This window comes from Streptomyces sp. NPDC001843 (genome assembly GCF_042891955.1).
In the GTDB taxonomy this organism is placed as follows: domain Bacteria; phylum Actinomycetota; class Actinomycetes; order Streptomycetales; family Streptomycetaceae; genus Streptomyces.
Genome location: NZ_JBIATQ010000007.1, coordinates 349,593 through 369,244, shown reverse-complemented (window position 1 = coordinate 369,244; position 19,652 = coordinate 349,593). Strand labels below are relative to the sequence as shown.

The 19,652-nt window shown below is 70.2% G+C and carries 13 protein-coding genes; 4 read left to right on the top strand and 9 right to left on the bottom strand.

Annotation, left to right across the window (positions count from 1 at the left end; translation table 11 throughout):
- Window positions 1-15 precede the first annotated feature (15 nt).
- The 4 genes from ACFYZQ_RS20095 to ACFYZQ_RS20080 form a co-directional block, all read right to left on the bottom strand.
- Window positions 16-4,785, bottom strand: coding sequence for an RHS repeat-associated core domain-containing protein (locus tag ACFYZQ_RS20095; protein WP_389149210.1), 4,770 nt, complete (start codon window positions 4,783-4,785; stop codon window positions 16-18).
- 456 nt (window positions 4,786-5,241) lie between these two features.
- Window positions 5,242-6,693, bottom strand: a complete 1,452-nt coding sequence (locus ACFYZQ_RS20090; RefSeq protein WP_389149207.1) for an amino acid permease — start codon at window positions 6,691-6,693, stop codon at window positions 5,242-5,244.
- Window positions 6,694-6,827: 134 nt separating this feature from the next.
- Window positions 6,828-7,835, bottom strand: coding sequence for an ornithine carbamoyltransferase (gene argF, locus ACFYZQ_RS20085; protein ID WP_389149204.1), 1,008 nt, complete (start codon window positions 7,833-7,835; stop codon window positions 6,828-6,830).
- 134 nt (window positions 7,836-7,969) lie between these two features.
- Window positions 7,970-9,193, bottom strand: a complete 1,224-nt coding sequence (locus ACFYZQ_RS20080; protein WP_389149202.1) for an arginine deiminase — start codon at window positions 9,191-9,193, stop codon at window positions 7,970-7,972.
- A 124-nt stretch (window positions 9,194-9,317) separates the two neighbouring features.
- On the opposite strand from ACFYZQ_RS20080, the gene ACFYZQ_RS20075 reads away from it, so the two are divergent.
- Both ACFYZQ_RS20075 and ACFYZQ_RS20070 read left to right on the top strand, forming a co-directional pair.
- Complete coding sequence (locus ACFYZQ_RS20075) at window positions 9,318-10,355, top strand: SPFH domain-containing protein (protein ID WP_389149199.1); 1,038 nt, start codon at window positions 9,318-9,320, stop codon at window positions 10,353-10,355.
- Window positions 10,352-11,251 carry a hypothetical protein gene (locus tag ACFYZQ_RS20070; RefSeq protein WP_389149196.1) on the top strand — a complete coding sequence of 300 codons (900 nt, stop codon included), beginning with the start codon at window positions 10,352-10,354 and terminating at the stop codon, window positions 11,249-11,251. Before ACFYZQ_RS20075 ends, ACFYZQ_RS20070 begins: the two co-directional genes overlap by 4 nt.
- Before the next feature lie 6 nt (window positions 11,252-11,257).
- Here the strand turns inward: ACFYZQ_RS20070 and ACFYZQ_RS20065 are convergent, their stop codons facing one another.
- On the bottom strand, window positions 11,258-11,800 hold the full coding sequence (locus ACFYZQ_RS20065; RefSeq protein ID WP_389149193.1) for a DUF5825 family protein: 543 nt from the start codon (window positions 11,798-11,800) through the stop codon (window positions 11,258-11,260).
- On the bottom strand, window positions 11,797-13,653 hold the full coding sequence (locus ACFYZQ_RS20060) for a RiPP maturation radical SAM C-methyltransferase (RefSeq protein ID WP_389149190.1): 1,857 nt from the start codon (window positions 13,651-13,653) through the stop codon (window positions 11,797-11,799). Before ACFYZQ_RS20060 ends, ACFYZQ_RS20065 begins: the two co-directional genes overlap by 4 nt.
- Window positions 13,654-13,998: 345 nt before the next feature.
- Between ACFYZQ_RS20060 and ACFYZQ_RS20055 the strand changes: the two genes are divergently transcribed.
- Entirely contained in the window at window positions 13,999-14,661 is a 663-nt protein-coding gene (locus ACFYZQ_RS20055) for a hypothetical protein (RefSeq protein WP_389149187.1), read from the top strand.
- 6 nt (window positions 14,662-14,667) lie between these two features.
- Here the strand turns inward: ACFYZQ_RS20055 and ACFYZQ_RS20050 are convergent, their stop codons facing one another.
- Both ACFYZQ_RS20050 and ACFYZQ_RS20045 read right to left on the bottom strand, forming a co-directional pair.
- On the bottom strand, window positions 14,668-17,214 hold the full coding sequence (locus tag ACFYZQ_RS20050) for a polynucleotide kinase-phosphatase (RefSeq protein WP_389149184.1): 2,547 nt from the start codon (window positions 17,212-17,214) through the stop codon (window positions 14,668-14,670).
- Window positions 17,211-18,707: a 3' terminal RNA ribose 2'-O-methyltransferase Hen1 gene (locus ACFYZQ_RS20045; RefSeq protein WP_389149182.1), complete on the bottom strand. Its 1,497-nt coding sequence runs from the start codon at window positions 18,705-18,707 to the stop codon at window positions 17,211-17,213. The genes ACFYZQ_RS20050 and ACFYZQ_RS20045 overlap by 4 nt, the downstream gene beginning before the upstream one ends.
- A gap of 230 nt (window positions 18,708-18,937) precedes the next feature.
- On the opposite strand from ACFYZQ_RS20045, the gene ACFYZQ_RS20040 reads away from it, so the two are divergent.
- Entirely contained in the window at window positions 18,938-19,123 is a 186-nt protein-coding gene (locus ACFYZQ_RS20040; protein WP_389149471.1) for a hypothetical protein, read from the top strand.
- Between the two features lie 79 nt (window positions 19,124-19,202).
- Here the strand turns inward: ACFYZQ_RS20040 and ACFYZQ_RS20035 are convergent, their stop codons facing one another.
- A complete protein-coding gene (locus ACFYZQ_RS20035; protein WP_389149179.1) occupies window positions 19,203-19,643 on the bottom strand; it encodes a hypothetical protein in 441 nt (146 codons plus the stop codon).
- Between the last annotated feature and the right edge of the window lie 9 nt (window positions 19,644-19,652).

The following is a 19,652-nucleotide window of genomic DNA, read 5'->3' as shown; positions in this document are numbered from 1 at the left end:
AGGCTGTTCCTTTCTTCAGCGCTTGCGGTTCCAGATGGTGAGGATGTTCGTTCCTCCGGAGTGGCTGCCGTGGGGGTGCATCTGGAAGCCGTTGCTCCCATGAGCCTCGATCGTCACGCCCAGGGGAATCTTCGCGTGTTCATCAGCATAGACAGGCGTGACGCTGTACTGGATGATCTCGCCGGCCCTGGCTGCGTTGCGTACCTGCAGTTCGACTGCGCGCATGACGGGCGAGTTGGCGTATGCGTGCATCGTGACGAAGTTCCGCCGGTCCTTGTTGGATCCGCCGATCATCGCGGCGAGCAGATGGGCTCGGTTGTAGCCCTTCCCCGACTCCCAGCCGGCCGGATCGACCTGCGGGCCTGTCTTTCCTCCGAGCATGTCCTGGGTGATGGTGGCGTGCATCGAGGTGGCACGGCCGTGCGGGCCCAGATCACCGTACTGGACTCGGCCGCCCCAGGTGGGGTCGCTCTCGTCGCAGGGTGCAAGCCCCAGCGGGTCGCTGACGGTGTGCGGGTTGTCGACGTAGGCGACAGGGTTCGGGGCGGGCAGCAACCCCAGCGGGTCCTGGGTGAGGTAGCGGGCGGACTCCGGGTCGTAGTACCGGAAGTAGTTGTAATGCAGTCCTGTCTCGGAGTCGTAGTACTGACCGGGGAACCGTAGGGGGGTGTAGGCGTGTGCGTGCTTGTTCCAGGTGGTGGCACCCCAGAGTGTGGCGCGGGTGCGCCATGCTATTGAGCCTGCCTCGTCCACCAGCTCGGTCGGGGTGCCGATCTGGTCGGTGACGATCGCGAAGAACCGCTGGTCGACGGTTTCCTGGGGGGCTGTCGCGAGTGATTTGGTTTCGGTCTGCGTGATCGGTGTCAGGCCGTCGTGGTCCCAGGTAAGCGTGATCAGTTCGGCGGAGTCGCTGCTGTGGACGGTCTGTTCGCACAGCGTGGCGCCGTCCCAGACGAAGGTGGTGCGCTCCAGGACGGTCGTACCGTCGGCAGCCATGCGCTGCTTGGTGGTACGTCGGCCGAGAGCGTCGTAGGTGTAGTGCCAGCGGGTGCCGTCCGGGGTGGTGACGGCGGTCAGCTGGTCGTGCGCGTTCCACTCGTAACGCCATGTGTCCGGCTTGTGGGAAAGACGGGTCCTCTGGCGCAACACGGTACGGCCGAGTGCGTCATGCTCGTAGCGGACGTGTCCGGCGCGAGTGATGCAGGAGCCGGAGTAAGCGCGCTCACCGGTGGCGTCCTGTCCGGCGTGGCGGGTGGGCCAGGACGCCGCCGTCTGGTTCCCCATCAGGTCATAGGCGTAGGCCTCGGTCCAGTGTGCGGCGTGCACCGCGGTGACCCGCCCGGCGACGTCGAGGTCGAAGCGCCGGGGACCGGTGGTCAGGTCGTCCATGCCGGTGAGGTGGCCGTCGGCACGGTGCGTGTATGTTCTGCGCTGAATCAGCCGCTGGTCCGCGCCCCCCGTCACGGCCTGGCCGACGAGACGGCCCGCGGGGCCGTAGGTACTGGTCAGCGTGGCAAACTGACCGATTCGGCGGATGATCTCCCGGCCTGCCGCATCGTAGGTGAAGTCGATGTCGCGGCCCGCCACGGTCATCCGCACCGTGCTGTCGTCCACGCCATGGGCCCAGGTGGTGACCGTGCCGGAGGGGGTGGTCCGGCCGGAGCGTCGCCCGGCTCGATCGTGGGTGAACCGAAGCGTGGCACCGTCCAGGGTCTGCGCCGTGAGGCGACCGGCTCTGTCGTACGCGAACTCCAAGACGTGGTCCTGAGTGATGGCGCACGTCATCCGGGATGCTGCGTCGTACCGGTACTCAGTGCGTTCGCCGCCGGCGTCCTTGACGCTAAGCCGACCGGCTGCGTCGAAGGAGTAGGTGATGGTCTCGCCTGCTGCGTTGGTGCGCGATACAGGCTGGCCGGCGGCGTCGTAGACGAAGTGGGAAGTACGGCCGTCGAAGTCGGTCTCACTGATCAGGCGGCCGGCTGCGTCGTAGGTGTAAGTCCAGGTCAGACCGGTTGGATTGCTGACGTGGGTGAGGCGATGTTCGGTGTCGTAACGGAAGGCGTGCATCGCTCCGTCGGGCGAAACCCGGCACAGGGGCAGGTCGAAAGGCCCGTACGTGTAGCGGGTGATGCCGCCGAGCGGGTCGGTGTGGCTCGTGCAGTTGCCTTCACCGTCCCAGGTCCATGACTCGGCGGTGCCGTCCACCGCCGTGCGGCGCAGCAGCCGGCCTTCCGCATCCCATTGCGTGCTCGTCGCCCTCCCGAGCGGGTCGACGACTTCAACGGCACGTCCGAAGGCGTCGTAACGGGCCCGGCTGGTCGCGCCTTTGGCATCGGTGACTTCGGTGGGCAGTCCTGCCGCATTCGTGAGGATCCTGACGCGGGCGCCGAGCGGATCGGTGGCCTCGGCCACTGCTCCGCCGGCGTGGTGGGCGAACTGGAGCGCGGCGCCGTCTGCGGAGATCACGGCGGTGCGATTACCGCGGGCGTCGAACTCCTGGCGGATGCGGCTTCCGTCGGGACCGATCACCTCCACCGGCAGATGCAGTTCGTTGTAGCTGAGGCGGGTCGACGCGCCGTCGGGTGTGGTGACGCATACAAGGTCGCCCGCGTCGTCGTACTCCCATCGCGTGGTCCGGCCCAGTGGATCCGTGCGGGTCAGCAGGCGGTCATAGCGGTCCCATGTCTGGGTGGTGGTGTTTCCGAGCGAGTCGGTGATGTCGACGATCTGGCCGTGGCGGTTGGCGCGGTAGGCGGTGGGGTTGCCGAGGGAGTCGATGTAGGTGGCGGTTGTGACGCCCTGGGCATCTGGGCTCGTATATGTCAGACGGGCGTCGAGAATGCCGTCGGTGCCGTGGCTGGCGACCACACGATGCTGGTCGTCGTAGATGTACGAGTAGGCGGTGTTGTTGCTGTCACGCCAATTGATGATGCGGTGGGCTGCGTCATAGCCCAGCTGCAGTGGCGCGCCGACGGCATTGCGTACCTCGATGAGATCGCCGGCGTCGTCGTAGTCGAAGCCCCGCATGAGCACAGGCCCGTCGTCGGTGAGCACCGAGAGCGAGGTGACGCGTCCCTGCCCGGCGTCCGAGCAGACCAGTATTCGGTAGCCGCAGCTGTGACTCACCGTGAGCGGCATGTCGTGCTCGTCGCGCTCCACGGTGATCGTGTTGCCGTTTCGGTCCTCCAGGCCGACCAGCCACCACACACCCTCTTGGGTGACGGCCGGCTCGAAGTGCCGAGTCACCCCCTCGTACGGATCAAGCACTGTCAGCACGTAGCTGCGGCTGCGCGTGACATAAGTGAGAGGCAACCGCACGCCCTCGGCGGGATCCACCCGGTCACCTGGCAGGTCGGGCAGGCGTGGATAAGCGAGAGCGCTACCGTCCTCGCGGTACCACCACACGCCGCCCAACGACTCGTCCCGCTCAAGGCGTTCGTCGAGGGTGGCAGCCCAGGACGGGCCGAAGGCGTGTCCCGCGGTGTAGCCGGTCAGATGGGTGCGCCGCAGAACGAGCGGCAACACACCGGGCAGCTCGACGTCGGTCTGCGCGAGGATCATCTGGCCGGTGGCCATGTCGATCGGGTCGCCACAGGTGAACTTGTTCCGCAGCGCGCGGGCCCGCTGGGTCAGCTGCGCGGACGCGAGCTTCAGCCTGTCCCGCAAGCCCTGCTTGCCATCCGAGCCGCGTAGCCGGTGGCCGCCGTCGCCGTCACCGTTCTCGCCAACCGTCAGGCCGTGGAGCCGGTCCCCGATGGCGACGTCATTGTGCTTGTGCAGTCGGGAGGCAGCCCTCACCCGGTCCGGCACGGTTTCCGTGATGTGCTTGGCGACCTTGCCGAGGGCCTTCTCAGAGCCGTGCAGTGCGCCTTCCAGGACCGAGTCGAAGGCTCGGGTGAAGGGGTCCTTGCCCTTCGTGCGGCCGAAGAAGCCCTTGGCCCGGCCGAGCGGGGCCGAGCTGTTCAGATGCAGTTCGCTACCGTGGAAGGAGACCTTGCCGGCGCCGCTCTCGAACTCCTCGTGGTCGATGAACAGGTCGGCACTACCACCGCCTCCGCCCGCCGAGTCGAGCACGAAGCCGCCGCCCGCTGAGGCCAGCTGCATTCCGCCGTGCCCGTGGCCATGGCCGCCCCCGCCACCACCGGCCCCGTGGCCACCGCCGCCACCTGCGCTTGCTCCCGCGCCGGCGCCGGTCGGGTCAGGAGGCATGGAGAAGGCGTCGTCCGCCAGGTTCAGGACCGCGTCCTCGACCATCGCCTCCAACTTGGCGTTGACCGGCTCCGTGACCTTGGCGAGCAACTCGTTCACGATCTGGTCGGCGGCCTCGTCGATGATTCGTTTCACCAACTGCCGCATGGCCGTGATCTCGGCCGCGCCCAGCACCGCGGAAAGACCTCCGGTGATGAAGGCCGCGCCGATCGACAGGCCCACCGAGCCCGCCATGACGGCGAGTTCGGCCTCGGCCTTCGTCTTCATCCCGAAGATGATGTCCGCGACCACGTCACAGGCGTCGGCGAACAGACGGGCCAGTTCCGGGATCTTGTCCAGGTGACCGGCCTTGACCTGGTTCCAGTGGGTCTGCATCGAGTGGACGGCCCAGCCCTTGGACGAGGCGAGGATCTGCTCCACCGCCTTGTGCGCGTCCGCCCCGTGACCCTCGAAGTTGTCGGCGAACTCCCGCATGGCCGTGGCCATGTGACGGTAATCGTCCTCGTCGACATTCGGGAAGTGGATGCCGATGTAGTCCAGGACCTGGTCCAGCCAGCCTGGAATCGTGTAACCCATCCCCGTTTCCCCCCGCTTCCCATGCACCCGCACGCACGAGTTGACTTCGAACGTTGCAGCGGAGAACCCTAGTAGGTGGCAGTGACACCTGTACAAGCAGGCAACGAGCCACCTCCGCGACCACGTCAGGCGAAGAGGTGACGTAGTGAGGCTTCGGACTCTGAGGTGATCAGCCGCTTGGCCAGTCACGGGCCGACGTGCGGAACGCGGCCACCAGTCGGCTGCTGTCCGCGGCCCGGGTTGTCACGACGATGTGGCTCGGTTCGACGCCGTGGAGACCTTGCCCGCGCGCAGGATGCGGCGCAAGGTCTTCCGGCTGATGCGGGGCACGACGCGTCGTTCACGTCCTGAAGCGGCCCAGGTGGCGAGCTTGTCGCCCTGGACGACCAACACATCGTCGCTGTCGGTGCTTGAACCGGTGTGGAACGGGGTCCGTGTCAGTCAAGGCGGTGTGGTTCAGACTCCCTGTGGTGCCCGCTCAGCGGCGTCCGCGGTGACCTCCGCACCGTCCGTGGCGGCGGCCAGCCGGGAGTTGCGGCGCCCGTAGCCGGCGTACACGCCGAGGCCCACGGCCAGGAACACCGCGAACTGGATCCAGGTCGTCCAGCCCGTCTCGTACATCAGGTACAGGCAGAAGCCGACGCCGAGCAGCGGGACGACCGGGTACAGCGGCACCCGGAAGGAGCGAGCGAGGCCCGGTTCGCGGCGGCGCAGGGCGATCACCGCGATGTTGACGACGGCCATGATGGCGAGCGTGCCGATGGTGCACAGGTTCATCACGGCGTCCAGCGAGGCGAAGGCCGCGGGGAGCGCGAAGACGACGGCGACGATCAGGGTGCCGGCGACCGGGGTCGCGGTCTTCGGCGAGACCTTCTCGAAGACGCGCGGGATCAGTCCGTCCCGGGACATCGACATCAGGATGCGGGTCTGGCCGTACATGACCGCGAGGACCACGGAGGCGATGGCGACGACCGCGCCGAAGGCGATCACACCGCCGCCGATCGTCGACCCGGTGACCTCGTTGACGACGTACGACAGCGCGGCGGGCCGGCCGGCGACCTGGCCGCCGCCGATGGCGCCGATCGCGGCGAGAGCGACCGCGCAGTACAGCAGGGTGACCACGCCCATGCAGACGAGGATCGCGAGCGGGATGTCCCGGCGGGGGTTCTTCGCCTCCTCGCCGGCGGTGGTGATCGCGTCGAAGCCGATGTAGGAGAAGAACGCGGCCGTGGTGCCGGCGCCGATGCCGCCGAGCCCGGCGGGCGCGAACGGGGTGAGGTTGCCGTCCTTGAAGGCGTAGAAGCCGATCGCGCAGAAGGCGACCAGGATGGCGAGCTTGACGGCGGCCATGGCGGCGGTGGCCCCGGCGCTCTCCCGGACTCCGCGCACCAGCAGCGCGCAGCCCATGGCGATGACGATCACCGCGGGCAGGTTGACCACCCCGCCGTCGCCCGGTCCGGCGCTGAGCGCGGTGGGCAGCTGCCATCCGGTGAGGCTGTGCAGCAGTTCGTTGACGTACTGGCTCCAGCCGACGGCGACGGCCGAGATGGAGATGCCGTACTCCAGCAGCAGGCACCAGCCGACCAGGAAGGCGGTGGACTCGCCGAGGCCGGCGTAGGCGAAGGAGTACGAGGATCCGGAGACCGGGATGGCGCCGCCCAGCTCGGCGAACGAGAAGGCGGTGAAGACGCAGGTGATCGCGGCGAGGACGAAGGAGACGACGACGGCCGGGCCGGCCTTGGCGACCGAGTCGGACAGGCCGACGAAGATACCGGTGCCGACGATCGCGCCGACGCCGAAGCAGATCAGCTGGAACAGGCCCATGGTGCGCTTGAGGCCGTGGCCTTCGCGGTCGGCGCCGGACTCGGCGACGAGGAGCGCGGGGGGCTTGATGCGGGGAGCGGGCATGCGGGTGGTGCTCGTTTCTGGTGGTGCGGGGCGACCTGGGTCGGTCGTGACGGCGGCCCCGGAAGGGGTGGCTCCGGGCCGCCGGTCAGGATAAGGCCTGGTGAGGCGGGTGGTGCAAGGCCTGGCGGAGCGGATCAGGCGAGGGTGGCGACGAGGACCGCCTTGATCGTGTGCAGTCGGTTCTCGGCCTCGTCGAAGACGACCGAGTGCTCCGACTCGAAGACCTCGTCCGTCACCTCCAGGGAGGTCAGGCCGTAGGTCTCGTGGATCTCCCGCCCGACCTTGGTGCCGAGGTCGTGGAAGGCGGGGAGGCAGTGCAGGAACTTCACGGCGGGGTTGCCGGTGGCGCGCAGTACGTCCATGGTCACCGCGTACGGCGACAGCGCGGCGATGCGCTCCGCCCAGACCTCCTTGGGCTCGCCCATGGAGACCCAGACGTCGGTGGCGACGAAGTCGGCGCCCGCCACCCCCTCGCGGATGTCCTCGGTCAGCGTGACCCTGGCGCCGCTGACCTCCGCGAGCTTGCGGGCGTGGGTGACGACATCCTCGGCGGGCCAGTACTCCCGCGGGGCGACGATCCGCACGTCCATGCCGAGCAGGGCGCCGGTGACCAGGTAGGAGTTGCCCATGTTGAAGCGGGCGTCCCCGAGGTAGGCGAACGCGGTCCCGCCGAGCGGTTTCGTACAGTGCTCGGTCATGGTGAGCACGTCGGCGAGCATCTGCGTGGGGTGCCAGTCGTCGGTCAGGCCGTTGTAGACGGGCACCCCGGCGTACGCGGCGAGCTGTTCGACCTTCTCCTGGCTGTCCCCGCGGTACTCGATGCCGTCGTACATCCGGCCCAGCACGCGCGCGGTGTCCTTCACCGACTCCTTGTGCCCGATCTGCGAGCCCGACGGGTCGAGGTACGTCGTCGACGCGCCCTGGTCGGCGGCGGCGACCTCGAACGCGCAGCGGGTGCGGGTCGAGGTCTTCTCGAAGATCAGCGCGATGTTCTTCCCCCGCAGGTACCGCGTCTCGGCCCCCGCCTTCTTGGCGGCCTTCAGCTCGGCGGCCAGCTCGACCAGACCGCGGAACTCCTCCCCGGTGAAGTCCAGCTCCTTGAGGAAGTGGCGGCCGGCGAGGGCGGTCGGGACTGTCGCCATGGGGGCGCTCCGAGGGGACGAGGGAAACAGGACACTGGAAGTCTATACGATGCTCCACATTTCTATACAGTCGCACGCTTGCGGCTCCGTACAGCCGCCCCTTCACGTAGCCGTACAGCCGCCCGTTCGCGGCCCTATACGGCCGCCCGCTCCACGGGACAGCTCATGCAGCGCGGCCCGCCCCTGCCCCGTCCCAGTTCGCTGCCGGGGATCTCGATCACCTCGATGCCCTGTTTGCGCAGGTGGGTGTTGGTGGTGGAGTTGCGCTCGTAGGCCACGACGACGCCCGGCTCCACCGCGAGCACGTTGCAGCCGTCGTCCCACTGCTCCCGCTCGGCCGCGTGCACGTCCTGGGTGGCGGTGAGCACCCGGATCTCGCTCAGGCCGAGGGCGGCGGCGATCGCCCGGTGCATGTGCTCGGCCGGGTGGTCGGTGACCTTGAGCTCCTTGTCGTCGACGCCCGGTTCGATGGTGTAGGAGCGGAGCATGCCGAGCCCGGCGTACTGGGTGAAGGTGTCACCGTCGACCATGGTCATGACGGTGTCCAGGTGCATGAAGGCCCGCCGCTTCGGCATGTCCAGGGCCACGATGGTGCGCGCGGAGCCCGCCGCGAACAGCTTGTGCGCGAGCATCTCGACGGCCTGCGGGGTGGTGCGCTCGCTCATTCCGATGAGGACCGCGCCGTTGCCGATCACCAGGACGTCGCCGCCCTCGATGGTGGAGGGGTGGTCGGCCTGCCCCCGTGACCAGACGCGGAACGTCTCCTCCCGGAACAGCGGATGGTGCCGGTAGATCGCCTCGAAGTGCACGGTCTCCCGCTGCCGGGCGGGCAGCCGCATGGCGTTGATGGCGACCCCGTCGTAGATCCAGGCGGAGGTGTCACGGGTGAAGAGGTGGTTGGGCAGGGGGCGCAGCAGGAAGTCGTCCATCTCCATCACATGGAAGCGGACGGACGTCGGCTCCTCGTGCGCCTCGAGGAACTCCCGTTTGGTCATGCCGCCGACCAGCGCCTCGGTCAGCTCGGGCGCGGGCATCGTCTCGAACACGGCGCGGAGGTGGTCGGTGGCGAGGGGGCCGTACTCCTTCTCGTCGAAGACCCGGTCCAGGACGAGCGATCTGGCCTCGGGGACGTCCAGGGTCTCGGCGAGCAGGTCGCCGAAGAGGTGGACGGTGACCCCGCGGTCGCGCAGCACGTCGGCGAACCCGTCGTGCTCGGCGCGCGCCCGGCGCACCCACAGCACGTCGTCGAAGAGGAGGGCGTCCTTGTTGCTGGGGGTGAGCCTCTTGAGCTCGAGATCCGGCCGGTGCAGGATGACGCGGCGCAGCCGCCCGGCCTCGGAGTCGACATGGAATGCCATGTCTCCATCCTGACCACCACCTTCCCTTTTCATCCTGGCATTGCGGATTCTCGTTCTCGTCCCATTGACGACAAAGGGACCCTCCAATTATCGTCTCCATGACGAGAAAGAGTGAGAGGGTTCCATGGCCGACATCACCCGGCGCCTGGGCTGGCGCCACCTGCGCGGCGCCCCCACGGCGCACATCCGGCACCACCGCTCCGGCACGCTGGTGCACGACGGCCCGGGGCTCAGCTTCTGGTACCGCTCGCTGACCGCGGCACTGTCCGAGGTGCCGGTCGACGACCGCGAGCTGGCGATGACCTTCCACGCCCGCACGGCCGACTTCCAGGACGTGGCGGTGCAGGCGACGGTGACCTACCGGATCAGCGACCCGGCCGTGGCCGCCGCCCGCCTGGACTTCTCCATCGACCCCGACACGGGCGTCTGGCGCGGCGCCCCGCTGGAGCAGCTGGGCACCCTGCTGACGGAGACGGCCCAGCAGCACGCGCTGGACGTGCTGGCCCGCACCCCGCTGGCGGCCGCGCTGGTGGACGGTGTGGCGGCGGTGCGCGAGCGGATAGCGGCGGGTCTGGGCGCGGAACCCCGGCTGCCGTCGACCGGCATCGAGGTCGTCGCCGTCCGGGTCGTGGCGCTGCGGCCCGAGCCGGAGGTGGAGCGGGCGCTGCGGACACCGGCGCGCGAGCAGATCCAGCAGGAGGCCGACCGGGCGACCTACGAACGGCGGGCGGTGGCCGTCGAGCGGGAGCGGGCGATCGCCGAGAACGAACTCGCCAGCCAGATCGAACTCGCCCGCCGCGAGGAGCAGCTGGTCGAACAACGCGGCACCAACGCCCGCCGCGAGGCCGAGGAGCACGCGGCGGCGGACGCGGTACGGGCCCAGGCGGAGGCGACGCGCACGGTGAAGCTCGCGGAGGCGGAGGCCGCGCGGTCGGTACGGCTGGCCCGCGCCGAGGCCGAGGGCGCACGGGAGGTCGGTGCGGCGCGGGCCGAGGCGCAGGCCGCGTGGCTGCGGGTGCACGCCGAGGCGGACGTGGCGACGCTGCACGCGCTCACCGGGGCCCGCCTGGCCGAGAACCTGCCGCGGATCGACAGCGTGACGGTCTCGCCGGACGTACTCACGGGCCTTCTCGCCAAGCTGGGGACCGGGGAGCCGGCGTGAGCCTCGCCCCGCGCGCCGTGCTGGTCCACCGCACCACCGAGTACGAGGAGCTGCTGGCCCGGCACGGCACGCACGGGCAGGCCGCCTTCTTCCTCGCCTCCCGGGGCCGCGCCGTCGAGGAGGTGGCCGACCGCCACCACCGGACCCGGCGGGCGCTGGCCGAGGTCGCCTCGGCGGTGCCGCTGACCTGGCGCCGGACCACGGTCGAGCGGGGCGACCTGGACCGGTTCCTCTTCGCCCCCGAGGACGTGGTCGTGGTGGTCGGCCAGGACGGGCTGGTGGCGAACGTCGCCAAGTACCTGACGGGTCAGCCGGTGGTGGGCATCGACACCGACCCCGGCCGCAATCCGGGCGTGCTGGTGCGGCACCGACCCGAGGACGCGGCCGGCCTGCTGCCCGCCGTCCACGCCCGGGGCACCGACGCCGAGGAGCTCACGATGGTCGAGGCCGTCGCCGACGACACGCAGCGGCTGGTCGCGCTCAACGAGATCTACCTCGGTGCGGCCGGCCATCAGACGGCCCGCTACCGCCTGGGCCTCGACGGCGACGGGGGTGTCGTCGAGGCCCAGGCCTCCTCCGGGGTGCTGGTGGGCACGGGGACGGGGGCCACCGGTTGGCTGCGGTCGGTGTGGCAGGAACGGGGCAGCCGCCTGGCCCTGCCCGCGCCGGCCGAGGACCGTCTGGTGTGGTTCGTCCGGGAGGCCTGGCCGTCACCCGCCACGGGGACGTCCCTGGTCGCCGGGGAGCTGCGGGCATCCGCCGCCCTGACCGTCACCGTCGAGTCCGACCGCCTCGTCGCGTTCGGCGACGGCATCGAGAGCGACGCGCTGGAGCTCACCTGGGGGCAGACGGTCCGGGTGCGCGTGTGCGAGCGGCGGCTGCGTCTGGCCGGCTGACACCGGTCAGACGGCGGTGCAGGGGACGGGCCAGCGGCGGATGCGGGGCGGCAGGGTCACCGCCCAGCCGTCGGTGACCAGGGCCAGCCGCTCGGCGACGAGCAGTCCGGCGGCCGTCCGCTGCCCGGGGGCCAGCGCGTCGAGGGGTGCGGGGGTCAGCAGCGTGTGGAAGGCGGCGAGCAGGTCGGGGTGGTCGAGGGTGATCCGGGCGGCGGCGCCGGGTTCCCTGCGGTCCAGGACGCTGACGAAGTCGGGGCCGCGCCGGTGGTAGAGCAGCCCGTGGCGGTGAGCGGCCCGCCAGGCGGTCAGCTCTTCCGGCTCGTCGCGGCGTCGCGCCGGAGGCGGCAGGTGGCGCAGGTGCCGGACGTCGTACGGGAGCTCCGCGTCGGCCGCCTCCCAGGCGACGGTGAGCCCGAGGCCCTGGCACTCGCGCAGGAACCGCACCGCCTCCGCCGTCTCCCGGCCTCCCGCGCCCAGCCGCAACGGCTCGTGCACCTCGATCCGGCGCCCGGTGACGCGGTGCGGGACGACGGCGGGCAGCCCGGTCATCCGGTCACCCCCGCGCCGTCGGGCAGGCGGACCGGGGCGTCCCAGGTAGGCAGGGCGACGTACGTCCGGCCGTCGCGGAACAGCAGGCCGAGGGCGAGGACGTGGTGCAGCCAGGCGGTGAGCGTGCTGATGGGGACGTCGTGGCCGTCGGCCGCCAGCAGCCGGTGCAGCGCCGGCTCGGTGCGGCCGTCCTCGAGGTGGCGCAGGGCGGCCGCGGCCCAGCCGGTGAAGCGGTGGGTGGTGTGCGGGCGGCCGTGCCGGCGGTCGTGGACCAGGAGGGCTCCCTCCTCGCGGTCCACCCCGTCCTCTTCGTACTCCAGCCGGGAGTGCGGGTGCCCGGCCCGCCACTGGGCGACCGCCTCCTTCAGGCGCCGCTCGACCGGGCCGCCGATACCCGCGTCCTCGGTGTCGAACAGGTAGACCAGGTCGGCGAGTTCGTCCTCCGGCAGGTCGTAGACGTGGCTGTACATCGCGGCCGGGCGCCGCTTGCCGAAGCCGAGGTCCGGGTCGGTGAAGTGCGGGCTGAACCGCTCCAGCTGGATGCGGTGGGCGCCGCTCGGCGGCTGGAGGTGGACGAGGGCCGGGAGCTGGTCGATCACCGGGTCGTAGTCCTCGGCCGTCTCCCCGGGGAAGCCATAGAGGAGGTTCCAGGAGCAGGTGAGCGAGTGGTTCTCGCACTCCCTGAGGGTGCGGACGTTGCGGGCACCGGTGACCCCCTTGTCCATCAGGTCGAGGACCCGGCTGCCCAGGCTCTCGATGCCGGGCTGGATGTGCACCGTGCCCGAGCGGCCGAGGAGGCCGAGCTGGTCGCGGGTGAGGTTGGACTTGACCTCGTAGTGCAGCCGCAGGTCCCAGCCGCTGTCGACGACGCGGGGCAGGAAGTCCCTGAAGTAGGCCATGTCGATGATGTTGTCGACCGTGACGACGTCGAGGATGCGGTGGCGGCGGACGAGACGGTCGATCTCGTCCCACAGCCGCTCCCCCGGTTTGGCGCGGAAGGACATGGACGAGCCGTTGAGCCCGCAGAACGTGCAGTGGTGCTTCTCGCCCCACCAGCAGCCCCGCGCCCCCTCCACGACCAGCTTCGGGTGCACGTACTCCACCACCGGGGACGTTTCCAGGGCGGTCTGCCACTGGTCGTAGTCCGGTGCGGGTATGTCGGCCGGCGCCACCGTGCGCCGGGTCTCCGGATTGGCGCGGGACGTGTGGCCGTCCCACCAGCACAGCCCGGGGACGTCCGCCGGGGATGTGCCCTGGTCCAGGTGATGCAGGAGCGCCGGAAAGGCGTACTCGCCCTCGCCGCGCACCACGTGGTCCACGAAGGGGTGGTTGCGGTGCAGGGCGTGTCCCATGGGCCCGTCGCAGTTGCTGCCGCCGAACACGACGGCCAGCCCGGGGCGTTGGCGCTTGAGCTCCCGCGCCAGGGCCAGCGAGGCGACGTTCTGCATGAAGGTGGTGGTGAACCCGACGACATCGGGTTCGGCCGCCAGCACCTCGGTCGCGCACCGGGCGATGAACTCGGCCGCGTACGGGCGCATGGCGAGCGCGGTGTCGATGAAGACACCCCGCGTCGCGGCGTAGTCCCGCAGCCGCGCGGTCCCCCAGCCGGGATCGTCGTACAGGACGCCCGAGAAGACCCAGTCGCCGAGGCCGTGGAAGATCGAGTCACTGCCGACCTCCACGTAGTCCGCGGGCCGCAGCCGACCGCCGGAGCGTTCCAGCAGGAACTCCGCCCAGCGCAGCGAGCCGTGGAACTCGGTCACCTCGTCACACGGGCGGGCCTGCCGCACCAACCGGTGCAGCAGGCCCAGTTGCAGTGACGGGAGGTCGATCGGATGCCAGGGCATCGTCACGAGATGCACTCTCACGCCGGCCCCCCGGTCAGCGGGTCGGCCGTTTCTCCAGGATGGCAGGCCGGCGGCTGGTACTCCGGTCCTCCCGCACGACGACCTTCTTGATCTCCATGTCCACTCCCCAGGGACGCGTGATTTCGAACAGTCTTGCGCGTACGGGAGTCCACATTATGGACAGGCGTCTGTGTGTCACAAGTGTGTTCCGGGACAAAGCTGACTCTTGATCAACTCCGCCTGGTTGTACCTACAGTGATCGCCACGCCGGGCGGAGCCTGACCACTCCGTCATCGCGCACGTCATTCAGCGACCGGGGGAACCGCGTCGCCACGGGGAGGGTGTTCAGCCATGCCGTCAAGGGTTTTCATCAGCAGACCCGTCGCCGCCGTCCTGGCCGTCGCCGGGATCGCCGCCGCCGTCCTGGTCGGCAGGACCGGTCTGACCACGGTGGCCGGCTGCGGAATCAGCAGCGACCCGTACCCGTCCCAGACCGCCGAGGACTGGGTCACCTACGCCGACCACGTCGCCGTGGTCACCCCGGTACGGGAGCGGGAGACCAACCGGCGGGACTACACCAAGGGTACGATCCGCTACGACGCCGACCGCGCGGTGACGTTCCGCACGGACGACCTCCTCTGGTCCAGCCGGCGTTCCGCGAAACCGCTGGACAAGAGCTTCGACATGACCGCCCCGGGCTGGCGGGTGTACAAGAGCGGCAGCCGCCTGAAGAAGACGGCAACGGACGCTCCACGGCTGGAGACCGGCCACACCTATCTCCTCGCCCTCCGCTGGACCGACGACGGGTGGACCGTCCTCGGGGAGGGCGCCGCCGTGCCCTTCGACGATCACACGGGCGACCAGGGTGAGTGGTGCGGACGCGTGCTGAGCAAGGAGGACGTCGCACGGGGCGAGCGCTTCTCCCGCTCGGACGACCACAGCATGGAGAAGGCGCTCCTCGGCCAGAGCGAGCAGGCCGTCACCCGTGAACTGCAGCGCGCCCGCAAGGGCTGAGCGTGCTCACAGCCGGGGGTCCACCGGCTCCGACTCCAGCGCGAGCACCCCGAACACGGCCTCGTGCACCCGCCACAGCGGCTCACCGTCCGCGAGCCGGTCCAGGGCCTCCAGGCCCAGCGCGTACTCGCGGATCGCCAGCGACCGCTTGTGGTTCAGGAAGCGGGTGCGCAGACGCGCCAGGTTGTCAGGGCGCGTGTACTCCGGGCCGTAGATGATCCGCAGGTACTCCCGTCCCCGGCACTTGATGCCGGGCTGGACCAGCCGTCCCTCCGCGCTGCGGACAACGGCGCCCAGCGGCTTGACGACCATGCCCTCGCCGCCGCAGCCGGTCATCTCCAGCCACCAGTCGACGCCCGCCCGCACCGACTCCGGGTCACCGGTGTCGACGTAGAGCCGTCGGGTCGTCTGCAGCAGACCGCTGCCGTCGTGCTCCACCAGCCGGTCGAGCAAGGCCAGTTGCTCGTCATGCGGTAGAGCGGCGAGGCTGCGGCCCTGGACGGCCAGGAGCTGGAACGGCGCCAGGCGCACGCCGTCCAGGCCCTCGGTCGGCCAGCAGTAGCGCCGGTAGGCGTCGGTGAACGCGGCCGCGGCAGCGGCCCGTTCGCGCTGCCGGGCGAGCAGGTCGGTGACGTCGACGCCGCGCGCCGCAGCGCCCTGAAGAGCGGCCAGGGCAGGCGGGAACACGGCGCCGGAGGCGGCGCCCACGGCCGCGTACTGCGACCGCAGCAGCCCGGAGGCCTTCAGCGACCACGGCATCAGTTCGGCGTCCAGCAGCAGCCAGTCCGTGGCGAGTTCGTCCCAGAGGCCGGCCTCGTCGATCGCCGTGCGGAGACGGCCGAGAATCTCCTCGGTGACGGATTCGTCGTCGAAGAAGGGCCGGCCGGTGCGGGTGTAGAGCGAGCCCGTGGGACCCGCCACCCCGAACCGACCGCGTGCCACGTCCGCGTCCCGGCACACCAGCGCCACCGCCCGCGAGCCCATGTGCTTCTCCTCGCACACGACCCGCTCGACGCCGTCGGCCGCGTACTGCGCGAACGCCTCGGCGGGGTGCTCCAGATAGCCGTCGACCTGCGAAGTGGCCGTCGGCGCCATGGTCGGCGGCAGGTACGGCAGCAGCCTCGGGTCGACGGCGAACCGGCTCATGACCTCCAGTGCCGCGGCGGCGTTCTCCTCACGGACGGACACCCGGCCCGCGTGCCGGGTCTCGACCACCCGGCGGCCGTGCACGTCGCCCAGGTCGAGCGGCCGTCCGTCGTGCCCGCCCGGCGCCTCGGTCCGCAGCGGCCTGGCCGGCTCGTACCAGACCCGCTCGGCCGGTACGTCGGCCAGCTCGCGCTCCGGCCAGCGCAGCGCGGTCAGCTTGCCGCCGAAGACGGCGCCGGTGTCCAGGCAGATGGTGTTGTTCAGCCAGGTGGCCTCGGGCACGGGTGTGTGGCCGTAGACGACCGCCGCCCGGCCCCGGTAGTCCTCCGCCCACGGGTAGCGCACCGGCAGCCCGAACTCGTCGGTCTCGCCGGTCGTCTCCCCGTACAGGGCGTGCGAGCGGACCCGGCCTGAGGTACGGCCGTGGTACTTCTCCGGCAGACCCGCGTGGCAGACCACGAGCCGGCCGCCGTCGAGCACGTAGTGGCTGACGAGACCGTCGATGAACTCCCGTACCTCCTGCTTGAACTCTTCGCTCTCGCCGTCCATCTGCTCGATGGTCTCGGCGAGTCCGTGCGTGTGCTGCACCTTGCGGCCCTTGAGGTGACGCCCGTACTTGTTCTCGTGGTTGCCCGGCACGCACAGCGCGTTGCCCGACTTCACCATCGACATCACGCGGCGCAGCACACCCGGGCTGTCCGGGCCGCGGTCGACGAGGTCGCCGACGAAGACGGCGGTGCGGCCCTCCGGGTGGACACCGTCGGTGTAGCCCAACTTGCCGAGCAGCGACTCGAGTTCGTGCGAGCAGCCGTGGATGTCGCCGATGATGTCGAAGGGGCCGGTGAGGTGGGTGAGGTCGTTGAAGCGCTTCTCGGTGACGACGGTGGCGTGCTCGACGTCCTCGACACCCCGCAGGACGTGCACCTTGCGGAAGCCCTCGCGCTCCAGGTGCCGCAGGGAGCGGCGGAGTTCGCGGATGTGGCGCTGGATGACCCGGCGCGGCATGTCGGCCCGGTCGGTGCGGGCCGCGTTGCGCTCGGCGCAGACCTCCTCGGGGACGTCCAGCACGATGGCGATGGGCAGCACGTCGTACTTCTTGGCCAGGTCGATCAGTTGCCGACGGGCGTCCTGCTGGACGCTGGTCGCGTCGACGACCGTGCGGCGGCCGGCGGCCAGCCGCTTGCCCGCGATGTAGTGCAGGACGTCGAAGGCCTCCTTCGTCGCGCTCTGGTCGTTCTCGTCGTCGGAGACCAGGCCCCGGCAGAAGTCGGAGGAGATCACCTCGGTCGGCTTGAAGTGCCGGCGGGCGAACGTCGACTTGCCGGAGCCGGAGGCGCCGACGAGCACGACGAGGGAGAGGTCGGTGACGGGGAGGACCCGTCCCTTGTTGTGCGTCGCCTCGGTCATGCCGCCTTCGCCTCCTTCTCGTTCCCGGTGTCCGTGTTCTCGTTCCCGGTACCTGTGCTCATCTCGAAGACCGCCATCTGGGTGGGCGGCCCGACCTCGGGGTCGTCCGGCCCGACGGGCACGAACTCGACTCCGTAGCCGTGCCGTTCGGCTACCGTGCGGGCCCAGGCGCGGAACTCCTCGCGGGTCCACTCGAAGCGGTGGTCGCCGTGCCGGACGTGGCCGGCCGGGAGGGACTCCCAGCGGACGTTGTACTCGACGTTCGGGGTGGTCACGAGGACCGTGCGGGGGCGGGCGGCGCCGAACACCGCGTACTCCAGAGCGGGCAGCCGGGGCAGGTCGAGGTGCTCGATCACCTCGCTGAGCACGGCGGCGTCATACCCCTTGAGCCGGTTGTCCGTGTAGGCGAGCGAGCTCTGGAAGAGCTTGACGCGCGAGGCCTGCCGCTCCCCCATCCGGTCCAGCTTGAGGCGGCGGGAGGCGATGGTCAGCGCGCGCATCGACACGTCGACGCCGACGATCTCGGTGAACCGCGCGTCCTTCAGCAGCGCCTGCACCAACTGGCCCTGGCCGCAGCCGAGGTCGAGGACCCGGGCCGCGCCGGACTCGCACAGCGCCGCGATGATCGCGTCCCGTCGCTGCACGGCGAGCGGGGTGGGCTTCTCCTCGGTCTCCGCCTCGTCGGCGACGGCGTTGTCGATCTCCTCGACCTCGCTGTCGTCCGCCTCGGCGAGCCGCACCAGCTCCAGGCGCTCCATCGCCTGCCGGGTCAGCGACCAGCGGCGGGAGAGGTACCGGCTGGTGATCAGCTTCTGCTCCGGGTGGTCGGGCAGCCAGCCCTCCCCCGCTCGCAGCAGCTTGTCGACCTCGTCGGACGACACCCAGTAGTGCTTGGCGTCGTCGAGGACGGGGAGCAGCACGTACAGGTGCCGCAGGGCCTCGGCGAGGGTGAGGCGCGCGGACTCCAGCACGAGGCGCACGTACCGCGAGTCGCCCCACTCGGGGAACTCGGCGTCCAGCGCGACGGGCTCGGCGGTCACCGCCCAGCCGAGCGGCTCGAAGAGGCGCCGTACGAGCTCGGGGCCGCCCCGGGCGGGCAGCGCGGGCACCTCGATCCTGAGCGGCAGCGGCTCGGCGGCCCGCTCGGGCCGGGCGTTGCACACACCACGCATCGCGCTGGAGAAGACGCTGCTGAGCGCCACCGCGAGCAGTGAGGAGGCGGCGTACGGCCGGTCGTTGACGTACTGCGCGAGCGCCGCGTCGGGAGCCCCACCGCGCCCCTTGCCCTTCCCCCGCCGCACCAGCGCCACCGCGTCCACCTCCAGCAGCAGCGCCGCCGTGCAGCGCTCGGCGTCCGCCTCGGGGTAGAGGACGTGCGCCTTACCGTAGGAGGTGGAGAACGCCTGCGCCTTCTCGGGATGCTTGTGCAGCAGGAAGCCGAGGTCGGTGGCGGGGCGCTCCGGGGTGCCGGTGGTGCCGAGGGTCAGGAACATGCCCCGAGTCTGGCCGTCTGGTACCCCCGCTGACCACATGTTTTCCGCCCGGCTCCTAACGGGCGCGCCGGGCCGGCAGCCGCGCCCCTGGCTCCTCGCTCAGGACTCGGCGGCAGCAATCTCGCGGGCGTTCACCACGGCCCGCTCGCCACCACGGCCCGCTCGTCGGCGGCTCGCCGGTCGTCCAGCGGGCGCCCTCAGGCAGATCCGCAACGTCAACCGTGGTGCGAATCATCAAGGAACTCCTCGGGCATGCCCACATCGGGGTCACTGCCACCGTCCACGCCCACGTGCGGCTTCGCCTCCAGCGCGACGCCATCGATCTCCTCGGCCGCGCCCTCCGCAGCCCTACCGAGAACATCGGCGAGCCAGATGACGGCGACGAACCACCTCTTTGCGCCGCGGCCGTCCGCTGACGTTGCCGTCAACTACTGCCGTCAAGAGCCCCAGAGGCCCCGCCGGATTCAAGAATTCCCGGCGGGGCCTCTGACTTGATCAAACTGACAGTTCCCGCTGCGCCTCGACATACGAATTACCCGGCGCAAGCTCGGACATCTTCCTAAAGAAGATCATCCCAGCCGTTTTGACAGCCTCCACGAGATCCACAGCTGAAGCATTTCCCGTCTTAATTTCTTCGCCAATCTTGGCGGCCACCAAGACGCGAGACCCCGTGGCCCTAAAAGAAAGCTTGATCGGTTGATCCGGAAAGTACGTCTCCGCGTAACCCGACGACTGCATTTTCGCCACCATCTCGGCGATATAACACCAGAGCTGGTCAATGTAGTCCCACTCTTCAGTGCCGATGATTTCCAGTCCATCAACGGACAGCCGAATGGCACCTTCAATGTAGTCAAGGTCGGGTGGCGGGGTACGGCAGGATTCCACGCGCACAAACCCACCGTCCGCACCCCTCAGAAACGTCTCGATCTCAACCACGTCACAAGG

What these genes read in the sequence shown, in the direction of transcription:
- ACFYZQ_RS20095 (WP_389149210.1), bottom strand. Translation starts at nt 4,785, where the DNA reads ATGGGTTACACGATTCCAGGCTGGCTGGACCAGGTCCTGGACTACATC.
- ACFYZQ_RS20090 (WP_389149207.1), bottom strand. Translation starts at nt 6,693, where the DNA reads ATGCCCGCTCCCCGCATCAAGCCCCCCGCGCTCCTCGTCGCCGAGTCC.
- argF (WP_389149204.1), bottom strand. Translation starts at nt 7,835, where the DNA reads ATGGCGACAGTCCCGACCGCCCTCGCCGGCCGCCACTTCCTCAAGGAG.
- ACFYZQ_RS20080 (WP_389149202.1), bottom strand. Translation starts at nt 9,193, where the DNA reads ATGGCATTCCATGTCGACTCCGAGGCCGGGCGGCTGCGCCGCGTCATC.
- ACFYZQ_RS20075 (WP_389149199.1), top strand. Translation starts at nt 9,318, where the DNA reads ATGGCCGACATCACCCGGCGCCTGGGCTGGCGCCACCTGCGCGGCGCC.
- ACFYZQ_RS20065 (WP_389149193.1), bottom strand. Translation starts at nt 11,800, where the DNA reads ATGACCGGGCTGCCCGCCGTCGTCCCGCACCGCGTCACCGGGCGCCGG.
- ACFYZQ_RS20055 (WP_389149187.1), top strand. Translation starts at nt 13,999, where the DNA reads ATGCCGTCAAGGGTTTTCATCAGCAGACCCGTCGCCGCCGTCCTGGCC.
- ACFYZQ_RS20050 (WP_389149184.1), bottom strand. Translation starts at nt 17,214, where the DNA reads ATGACCGAGGCGACGCACAACAAGGGACGGGTCCTCCCCGTCACCGAC.
- ACFYZQ_RS20045 (WP_389149182.1), bottom strand. Translation starts at nt 18,707, where the DNA reads ATGTTCCTGACCCTCGGCACCACCGGCACCCCGGAGCGCCCCGCCACC.